The organism is Enhygromyxa salina (assembly GCF_000737335.2).
Lineage (GTDB): Bacteria > Myxococcota_A > Polyangia > Nannocystales > Nannocystaceae > Plesiocystis > Plesiocystis salina_C.
Genome location: NZ_JMCC02000177.1, coordinates 1 through 9,808 on the forward strand (window position 1 = coordinate 1; position 9,808 = coordinate 9,808).

Consider the following 9,808-nt stretch of genomic DNA (forward strand, 5'->3'; position numbering starts at 1 on the left):
TTGACCCCCACAGAGGCCTTCGCACTTCGCGGTCACTCGCTTCGCTCGCTCCCAATGGGCAGGCTGTTCGCTGTCGCATGTGTGGCCCCCTAGCAGGGGGCTCTTCTGCCTTTGACCCCCACAGAGGCCTTCGCACTTCGCGGTCACTCGCTTCGCTCGCTCCCAATGGGCAGGCTGTTCGCTGTCGCATGTGTGGCCCCCTAGCAGGGGGCTCTTCTGCCTTTGACCCCCACAGAGGCCTTCGCACTTCGCGGTCACTCGCTTCGCTCGCTCCCAATGGGCAGGCTGTTCGCTGTCGCATGTGTGGCCCCCTAGCAGGGGGCTCTCGTCTGGCCACCAGTAGCCACCGGGTACCCCTCCATATACGTGTTGGCTTGTGTACTGGCGGGTTTGAATAGCCAAGACAGAGGTCTTGGACCTCGTCGACTGCGGCCGCTGGTGCGTCCTCGGAGAATTTAGAAAGGGGTCCGACAACTCGGAAAAATCCTCGCCCCATGGGTCACGGGAGAGGCATATGCTCGGGCCTCCCTTCAGGTCCTCCGATGAAGATCCTCGAGCAACGCATCTACCGCGGCCCCAACCTCTACGCACACTTCCCGGTCATTCGGCTGCGCCTCGATCTGGGCGAGCTCGAGCGCTGGCCCAGCGCGAAAATTCCCGGCTTCGCGGATGGGCTGCTCGCGGCGATCCCCAGTCTTGGTGAGCACGGCTGCTCGTACGGCGGCGCGGGTGGGTTCGTGCGACGGTTGCGTGAAGACGAGGGCACCTGGCTTGGCCACGTGCTCGAGCACGTGGCGATCGAGATCCAAAATCTCGCTGGCGCGGACGTCAGCTTTGGCAAGACGCGCGGGGCGGGGGCCGAGGGCGAGTACCACGTCGTCTATCAGTTCGAAGAAGAGCGGGTCGGGGAGGCGGCGGGTAAGCTGGCGATGCGGCTGCTGCACTCGTTGATCCCTGCTTCGCTGAAGATCGAGGGCATCCCGGACGTGGGTGACCTCGAGTTTGGGGAAGAGCTCGACGATCTGATCGGGATGGCCCAGCGCCGTCAGCTGGGCCCGTCAACGGCGTCGTTGGTCCGCGCGGCCGAGGCCCGCGACATCCCGTGGCTGCGGCTCAACGACCACTCGCTCGTGCAGTTTGGCCACGCGCGCTACCAAAAGCGGATCCAGGCCACGGTCACCTCCGAGACCCGCCACATCGCGGTCGAGATCGCGTCGGACAAGGAAGAGACCAACCAGATCCTGGCGGATCTGGGGCTGCCGGTGCCGCGCCAGTACCTCGTGCGCGATCCAGTGCGGGCGGCGCGGGTCGCCGAGCGGCTCGGGTACCCGGTCGTCGTCAAGCCGCTCGACGCCAACCATGGCCGCGGCGTGTCGATCAACCTCAACGACGAGGACGCGGTCCGGGTGGCGTTCGAGAAGGCCCGCGAGCACTCGCGCACGGTCATCGTCGAGACCTACATCGCCGGCTTCGACCACCGCATGCTGGTCATCGACGGCAAGCTGATCGCGGTCGCCAAGCGCGTGCCCGGCCACGTCGTTGGCGACGGCGAGCGGACGGTTGCGCAGCTGATCGATCTGGTCAACGCGGATCCGCGCCGGGGCATCGGCCACGAGAAGGTGCTGACCCGGATCGAGCTCGATCACCAAGCCCGACGCCTGCTCGAGGCCGGCGGCATGACCGAAGAATCGGTGATCCCCGCTGGCGAGGTGTTCTACCTGCGCTCAACCGGCAACCTCTCCACTGGCGGGACCGCGATCGACATGACCAGCGTCGTCCACCCCGACAACCGCGAGATGGCTCAGCGGGCCGCGTCGGCGATCGGCCTGGATGTCGCCGGCATCGACTTCATCACGACCGACGTCTCACGCTCGTACCGCGAGGTCGGCGGCGCGATCTGTGAGGTCAACGCGGCGCCAGGCTTTCGCATGCACGTCGCGCCAACCGAGGGCACCCCGCGCGACGTCGCTGGGCCGGTGATCGACATGTTGTTCCCGCCGGGCACGCCCGCCCGGATCCCGATCGCCTCGATCACCGGGACCAACGGCAAGACCACGGCCAGCCGCATGGTCGCCCACATCCTCAAGATGTCGGGCAAGACGGTGGGCCTGTGCACGACCGACGGCGTCTACATTGACGGCGAGCGCACGGTCAGCGGCGACATGACCGGTCCGGTCTCGGCGCAGATGGTCCTGCGTGATCCAACCGTCGACGCGGCGGTGCTCGAGACCGCTCGGGGTGGGCTGCTGCGCTCGGGCCTGGGCTATCGGTCCAACAACGTCGGCGCCGTGCTCAACGTCAGCGCCGATCACCTTGGGCTTGGCGGCGTGGACACGGTCGAGCAGCTCGCGGAGCTCAAGCGGATCGTCGTCGAGGTCAGCCGCGACTGCGCGGTGCTCAACGCCGACGATCCCCACTGCCTGCAGATGGCCGACTACTCCAAGGCCAAGCGGATCGCCTACGTGACCCAAAACCCCAAGCACGAGCTGGTCCGCGAGCACATCCGCGCGGGCGGGGCTGCGATCGTGCTCGAAGAGGGCATCAACGGGCAGATGATCACGCTCTACGACAAGGGCAGCCACATCCCCTTGTTGTGGACCCACCTGATCCCCGCCACGCTCGAGGGCAAGGCGATCTTCAACGTTCAAAACGCGATGTTCGCCGCGTTGATCGCCTGGGTGATGGACGTGAAGGTCGACAACATCCGGGTCGGTCTGCGGACCTTCGACACGACCTTCTTCCAGGCGCCGGGCCGGCTCAACGTGTTCGACGAGCTGCCCTTCAAGGTGATCCTCGACTACGGTCACAACCCCGCGGCCGTGGCCGCGATGGCCGAGACCGCCAAGCGCATGGACGTGGGTGGCCGGCGGCTGTGCGTGCTCGCGGCGCCCGGTGATCGTCGCGACGAGGACATTCGTGGCATCGCAGTCGCTGCCGCCACGGCGTTCGACAAATTCGTGCTGCGCCGCGATGACTCCCTGCGCGGGCGTGAACCAGATGAAGTGCCGGCGATCCTGCGCGCGGCGCTGCTCGAGGCTGGGGTCTCGGCCGACGCGATCACCACGATCGAAGACGAGCAGGCCGCGGTCACGGCGGGGCTGCGCATGGGCGAGCCCAAGGATCTGCTGGTGATCTTCGGCGACAACATCACCCGCTGTTGGAAGCAGATCGTCCAGTTTGGCGGTGAGGGCCGCGCGGACGCCGAAGCGATCGTCGACGGCATCGGCAACCTCGCGCCCGCGCTCTCGCCCGCGCTCGCGTCGGGCCTTGGCACCGGATCGCACCCGGTCGTGCCGCTCGCGGATCAGGAGTCGAGCGATCCTGCGGATGACGTCGAGCCGGTTCGCGATGATCGTCCGCTGACGATCGGCAAGCACAAGGACGTGATCGTCGACGAGCGCGGGGTTCGGATCGCGCGCGAGGAGAGCGACTGAGTGACGGGCGACCCGCCACGGTCGACCGATTCAACACGCGCGCCAACGGTCGAAGTCATCGACTCGCGCCGGCTGACGGGCCCCAATATTCACACCCGCTCGCCGGGGGCGATCATCGAGCTGCGCTTGGGCGCCGGCGCCAAGGTCGAGCAATTCATCGCGCGCTGGCGGGCGGCGATCGGCCACGGCCTCGCTACGCTTGGCTGGACGGCGCAGCTGCATGTTCGCCGGTTCGAGGACCTCGAGGGGCGGTGCGGCGTGGAGCTGATGTGCAGCGCCGCGGTTGATCGTCTGTACGCGGCGACCGAGCTCAACGAGTGGGCGGTCGCGCAGGCCGAGCTCGAACGCGGAGCTGAAGGTGCAGGCTGTCAGGTCAGCGAGCACGCCTCCGGGGCTGAAGCCGTGGGATCCGACGCCGCGCTCGAGCGGCTCGCGGCGGTCGCCGCGAGCGAGCAAGACGATCGCCGCGGCGTGCTCGAGCTGATCGCGGCGGCCGAGGCCCGCGGTGTCCCGTGGCTCCTCGATGACGCCGAGTTCTCGCTCGGCTACTTTGGCGGCAGCGTGTCCTGGCCGCTGGCGCGCCTGCCAGGGCCGGCCAGCGTCGAGTGGTCGCAGCTGCGCGCGGGCCCGGTCGCGCTGATCACCGGGACCAACGGCAAGACCACGACGACGCGGTTGCTGGCGCGGATCGCTAGCAAGCAGGGGCTGCGGGTCGGCAACACCTCGACCGATGGGCTGTACGTTCACGAGCGCTTGGTCGAGACCGGCGACTGGACCGGCCCCGGCGGCGCGCGGGCGGTGCTGCGCAACCCGGAGATCAACCTCGCGCTGCTCGAGTCGGCGCGGGGCGGGCTGCTGCGCCGGGGGGCCGGTGTCCACGGGTGTCGGGTTGCGGTGATCACCAACGTCGCGCGTGATCACTTGGGTGAGTACGGCGTGTTCGATCTCCAAGCGATGGCCGCGGCCAAGGGGATCGTTGCGACGATCGCCGATCCCGACGGGCGGATCGTGCTGGGGGCCGACTGCGCGGCCGTGGTCGCGTGGTCGCGTGGTCGTGAGCTGCCCGCCCCGATCGTGTGGTTCTCGACCGACGCGGACAATGAAACGTTGCGCCGCGCGCTGGCGGGGGGCGGCGAGGTCTGGACCGTCGTGGATCGACAGATCGTTCGTCTGCAGGGGGATGGGAGCTGGCCCCTGTGTCGCATCGAGGAATTGCCGCTGAGCTTTGGCGGGGCCGCCCGTCACAATATCGCCAACGCGCTGGCGGCCGCGGCCGCGGCTCGCGGGCTGGGGATCGCCGATGAGGCGATCATCGCCGCGCTCCAGGAGTTTGGAGCGAAGCCCCAGGACAACCCCGGCCGCGCGCGGATGTGGACGCGCTCGCGCGAGGGGAGCGAGCGGGTCTCGCTGCTGCTCGACTTTGCCCACAACCTCGCGGGGCTGCAGGCGATGGCCGAGCTCGTGCGCGGGCTCGGCAAGCCCGCGCAGCTGTGCGTTGGGATGGCGGGCGATCGCAGCGACGCCGATCTGCGCACGATCGGAGCTGCGCTGACCCGCTTCGAGCCGCGCCGGGTGATCCTGCGCGAGCAGCAAGCCTACCTGCGCGGACGCGAGCGTGGCGTGGTCCCGCCTCTGCTCGAGCAGGGTCTACGCGACGCCGGCTATACCGGCGAGATCATCCACGCAGCCGACGAGGTCTCCTCGCTCGAGGCGGCGCTGGCCGGCGCGAACCCAGACGAGTTGATCGTGCTGCTGGTCCACACCGAGCGCGAGCAAGTTGGCGCTTGGCTGTCGCGCCACGGTTGGACCACTAGCTAAGAACTAAGAACTAGAGCGGCTTGGCGAGGCTGCCGAGATCGACGAAGGCGCTGTCCTTCATGATCACGTAGACCCGATCCTCGAAGCGCAGGTCGCCCTGACCGTCACTCTGGAGGATCTGCAGCTTGCCCATGCCGTAGCCCATCGGCCCGCGCGAGTAGTAGTTGGCCTCGAACCGGTAGGGAAACGCCGCGGGCTTGCCGGAGATCGTGAAGCACTCCGGCCCGTAGCCGGTGGTCACGTCCGCGTAGAGCAGCCCGCCCGACGCCAGCGTGCGATCCGAGTAGTACGCGTGCCCGCCCTGGCCGTCGTGGATGTGAAAGTCCACGTCGTTGGCGTCGGTCTCCCAGGTCATCACGAAGCGCAGGCTTGGCCCGCTCGGCATCACGCCGCCCGCGAGCCGGACCCGGGCCTCGATCTCGCCGCGCCGCTGGGGGGCGGCCTTAATCAGCGCCGACGCGATCAGCCCCACGTCTTCGCTCAAGATCCGATCGACCCCCTCGAACCGGCCCGACGGATAGTCGCGCTTGGCCCCAGCCTCGATCGCCGCGAGCGCGGGCTCGAGCTGGCCCTGGCGCAGCAGCGCGTACGCGTAGAGGCGATGGCTGGCCGGGTGATCGGGCCGTTGGGCGACGGCCTGCGCGTAGGTGTTGGCCGCGAGCTGCATGCCGGCTTCGCCCAGCCGCTCGAGCCGGGCGCCCGCGTAGCGGCGCAAGTCGGCGCGGGCCGGGAACAGGTCGATCAGCGAGCCGTAGGCGCGCGCGGCCGCCTGCGGCTTGCCCAGGGCCTCGAGCGCCTCGCCGACGGCCAGCAGCGCGAGCACGTCGCCGGGGCTCTCGTCATGCCACGCCAGCGCGGCGCTGAGCGCTGCTTTGTGCTCGCCGTCGTCGAGCAGGGTCATCACCTCGAACAGCTTGCCGGTGTAGGGGCTGTCTTCGCTGCGCTTGGCCGCGTCCGCTGCGGCCTGCTCGGCCTCTGCCTGGCGATTGAGTCGCTCGATCTCCGCGGCCGTCAGCGGCGGCGGCAGCGGTTGCTCGACGACGGGTGGCGGAGCTTCGCCGGGGCTGAGCAGGAACGGGTAGGTGACCCTGACAGTCCCGCCCCCGTCCGGCTTGGGAAACCGCCAGCGCTTGACGGCCCGGGCGATACACGTTGACACCGCCGCGTCCGAGAGCGTCGTGGTCTGGACGACAGACTGGTCGACGTCGCCCATCGCGTCGATCGTGAACCCGATCTCCACGCGACCCTCCAAGCTGGGATCACGGCTCAGCCCGGCGTTGTAGCAGGAGCGGACCTCGTTGATGTGGGCCCGAACGATCCGACGGATGATGTCGCGGTCGAGCGAACCAACGACCTCGGCGGCGGCCTGGCGCACCATGGGCACCCGGGTGCCCCGGCCTCCGAAGCCAGCGCCTGACCCCCGGCCGTAGCCCGATTCCGAGCCGCCCCCGCCGCCGCGGCCGATGATCCGGCTGGTGTTGCCGAGCCCGATCGTGCCTTCGCCGGTCCCGCCGCCGCCGCGGCCCGTGCCGACCAGACCCAGGCCGTCGGTGTTGTAGGCCTCGCCGATCTCTGAGCCGGTCAGCCCGCCCCATACATCCTCGTCAGCTTTGGCGTCGTCGTCTTGGGCGGGCCCGCGCATGGCGTACAGGCCCGAGCTGGAGCCGGGCCGGCCCATCGTGCCCTCTTCACCGCGGTGCCGCTGCCCGTCTCGGCGGAGCTCCTCTTCAACTGGCGGTTCCTCCTCGAACTCGAACTCGTCGCCGTCGTCGTCGAACTCAGTCGCCTGCTTGGCGCTGAAGCTGGTGACGGTTGGGGTGCTTGGACTGTTGGGGTTGGGAGCGCCGTCGGCCAGCCACAGATCCTCACGGTGCGTCGCAACGACGCCGAGGTTGCCGGCGCCGCTGCCCACCTCGCCGATCGTCAGGATGTCGGCCAGCGCCTTGCGGTCGATCTGGAACCGGGCGTAGTCCTGCTCGGTCTCGAGCACCAGCAGGGCCGTGAAGTCGCTGAGCACCCGGTGGGTGGTCGACAGCCGCACGATCTCGCGGGCGAGCTCGTCGCGCAGCAGCTTGTCCGCCGCCGAGTCACCCAGCTCGGATCGCTGCAGCGTGGTCGCTTCGATCCGCGCGCCCACCCACGCGCGCTCGAGCAGCGGCTTGGACACCGTCGTGAGCTGCACGGGGGCCTCGGAGGTCTGCGCGCCGCCGCCCATGAGCACGCGCATGCCCATGTCCTTGGGCAGCTTGGCGTAGACCAGGACCTCGTCACCGGGCTGCACGCCGTCGAGCGTGTTCGGCCAGCTCCACTCGGCGCCCGGCACCGTGACCGTGATGTCCGACGCGGTCGCCATCGCCAGCCGGGCGGCCAGCGTGGCCGCGGGCGCCCGCGCATCGAGCACGACCCCGTCGCGGGCCAGCCCGGCCGAGGTCATGGCCGCGAGCACGTCCCGGTCTTGGAGGCCGCCGTCGATCAGCGCGTCGAGGCGCTCGACGCCGGCTTGGCCGAGGGCGCTCACCGCCGCCTGCAATGCCGCGAGCTCGGTGTCCCCGGCGGTGGCGATGCCATCGGTGACCAGCAGCACGCGCTTGGTCCCGCCAGCGTGGGCCAGCTGGGTGAGCGCGCGCGTCAGATCCGAGGCCCCCATCGCCCGCGCGCCGTAGATCGCCTCGAGCTGCTTGGTGCCGAACCCGCTCGCGGCCCCCTCGTAGATCAACGACACGCCCTGGTCGAAGCTCATCACGCGCAGCCGCAGATCCGGCTTCGAGGCCCGCAGCTGCTCGATCAGGGCCTGCAGCCGATGCAGCTGGCCCGCGAAGCCCAACGCCCGCGACGCGCTGGTGTCGAACAAGATCGTGAGCTCGTCGATCGGGTCCGGCGGCAGATCCCCGACCGCAGTGACCCGCGCCAGCACCAATTCCTCGTGGCGGATCCCAACCGCGGCCGCTGGCCGCTTGGAAGCGACCTCGAGGTTCTGATCGGGCACGAAGTTGGTCTTGTGCACGACGATCTCCTCGCGTGAAGACGACGCCCCGCCGAGCGAGGTCGCGGACCCAGCGTTTGGCTGGTCGATCACGATCTTCACGTCGAGCTCCTCGAGCTTGGGTAGCCCCTCGAGCACCAAGCGGTAGGGCTCGCGCGAGTCAGGGAGCTCTTGCGAGTAAGAGATGATCAGCTCCTTGCGGGCGTTCGCGGGGATCGGAAACACCCGCGCGGCGAAGCGGTTGCCAGCCTGCTTCTCGAGCAGCGCGGGGTCTTGCTTGCGATGCAGGAAGTCTTCGTAGGCCCGGCGCGCGGCCTGGCGCTCGACGACCTCGCCCTCTTGCCAGCGCGAGTCGATCTTCATGGCGAAGCGCGAGATCGCGGCGTCCGGCGGCAGGTCGATCTGGAAGTTGCCTTCGATCGTTCGGGCCTCGGGGTTGTCGAACACCAGGTGCAGCTCGGTGAACGCGAGCGGCTCTTGAACGACGGCGCGGGCGGTGACAGACACCAGCTCGAGCCCGGTGCCGTCGCTCGCGGTCAGGCTCAGCGGGGCGGTCTTGGGATCCGAATTGAGGGCCGGGAGCGCCCGCGGGTCGAGGTCTGTGGGGGTGAACTCGAGCGCTTGGGGCAGCTGGTCTTGCTGGCCTTGCTGATCTTGCTGAGCTTGGGCCTGCTTGTCCGGCTGGCCCTTTGGTGCGCACGCGAGCAGGCCCCCAAGCATGAGAAGCTCGACACACGGGAGCCACCGATACGATCGCATCGCACCACGATAGGGCACGGGCATGTTCGGTGCCACGCCGATCCACCGCCGCAAAGGTGCGGGGACTCAACCGGAGCGCGACGTTTGTTTGTGATGTTCGCGGAACTTTGCAGGGCCGCAGCCATCGACGCGGACCGGGCAGTCGAGCCAGGCGACACGCGAGACAAAATCGCCGACCCTGACCCCCACGTGGGCGCCAAGACGCACAGCGCGGCAGCGGGCCCCCGAACCGGCGAGCGGGTCGGGGAGCTTGGCTTCGTGATCGCGTGCCTGTGGCTGGGTTGGCGAACGCTCACCCGCGTCGCCGCGGCCTGGCCGTTCACGACCGATGACGCCTACATCACGCTGCGCTACGCCAAGCACCTGGCCGCGGGCGCGGGCTTGGTCTGGAACGTCGGCGAGGCGCCGGTCGAGGGCTACTCCAACTTTGCCCACGTGGTGATCGCCGCCGGCTTCGCTGGGCTCGGGGAGCTCGAGGCGACGCCGCTCAAATTAATCGGCTGCCTCGCGTTGCTCGTGATCGCGTACCTGCAATGGGCGATCGCGCGGCGGTTCATGCGACCGCTGCCGGCTCTGCTGCCGTTTGCGCTGTACTCCCTGCAGCGCGGCGCGATCTGGTGGTCGGTCAGCGGGCTCGAGACCTCGGTCCATGTCGGGGTTTGTTGCGCGGTGGTGTTGGCGAGCCTGCGTGGGCTCGGCTTCGAGCGGGTGACGGCGGGCGCTGACCGGCAGCTCGACGCGGGCCTTGGCCTCGCGCGGGCGACCGACCACCGAGGCCGGCTTGGCCACGTCGACCCGGGGCAGCTTGGCTGCT

3 protein-coding genes and 1 pseudogene are annotated in these 9,808 nt (G+C 69.3%); 3 read left to right on the plus strand and 1 reads right to left on the minus strand.

Annotation, left to right across the window (positions count from 1 at the left end; genetic code table 11):
• Nucleotides 1-542 precede the first annotated feature (542 nt).
• Both cphA and DB30_RS39170 read left to right on the plus strand, forming a co-directional pair.
• Complete coding sequence (cphA, locus tag DB30_RS39165; protein WP_052559046.1) at nt 543-3,434, plus strand: cyanophycin synthetase; 2,892 nt, start codon at nt 543-545, stop codon at nt 3,432-3,434.
• Nucleotides 3,435-5,252, plus strand: a complete 1,818-nt coding sequence (locus DB30_RS39170; RefSeq protein ID WP_052559048.1) for a Mur ligase family protein — start codon at nt 3,435-3,437, stop codon at nt 5,250-5,252.
• Nucleotides 5,253-5,262: 10 nt separating this feature from the next.
• Here the strand turns inward: DB30_RS39170 and DB30_RS39175 are convergent, their stop codons facing one another.
• Nucleotides 5,263-8,994 (minus strand): AgmX/PglI C-terminal domain-containing protein, encoded by a 3,732-nt coding sequence (locus DB30_RS39175; RefSeq protein ID WP_165704158.1) that lies wholly within the window; start codon nt 8,992-8,994, stop codon nt 5,263-5,265.
• Nucleotides 8,995-9,183: 189 nt separating this feature from the next.
• On the opposite strand from DB30_RS39175, the pseudogene DB30_RS39180 reads away from it, so the two are divergent.
• Nucleotides 9,184-9,808, plus strand: a pseudogene (locus DB30_RS39180) (hypothetical protein); the annotation flags it as partial.

Bases quoted from the DNA above. Each gene is read 5' to 3' on its own strand.
- cphA (WP_052559046.1), top strand. From the start codon at position 543: ATGAAGATCCTCGAGCAACGCATCTACCGCGGCCCCAACCTCTACGCA.
- DB30_RS39175 (WP_165704158.1), bottom strand. From the start codon at position 8,994: ATGCGATCGTATCGGTGGCTCCCGTGTGTCGAGCTTCTCATGCTTGGG.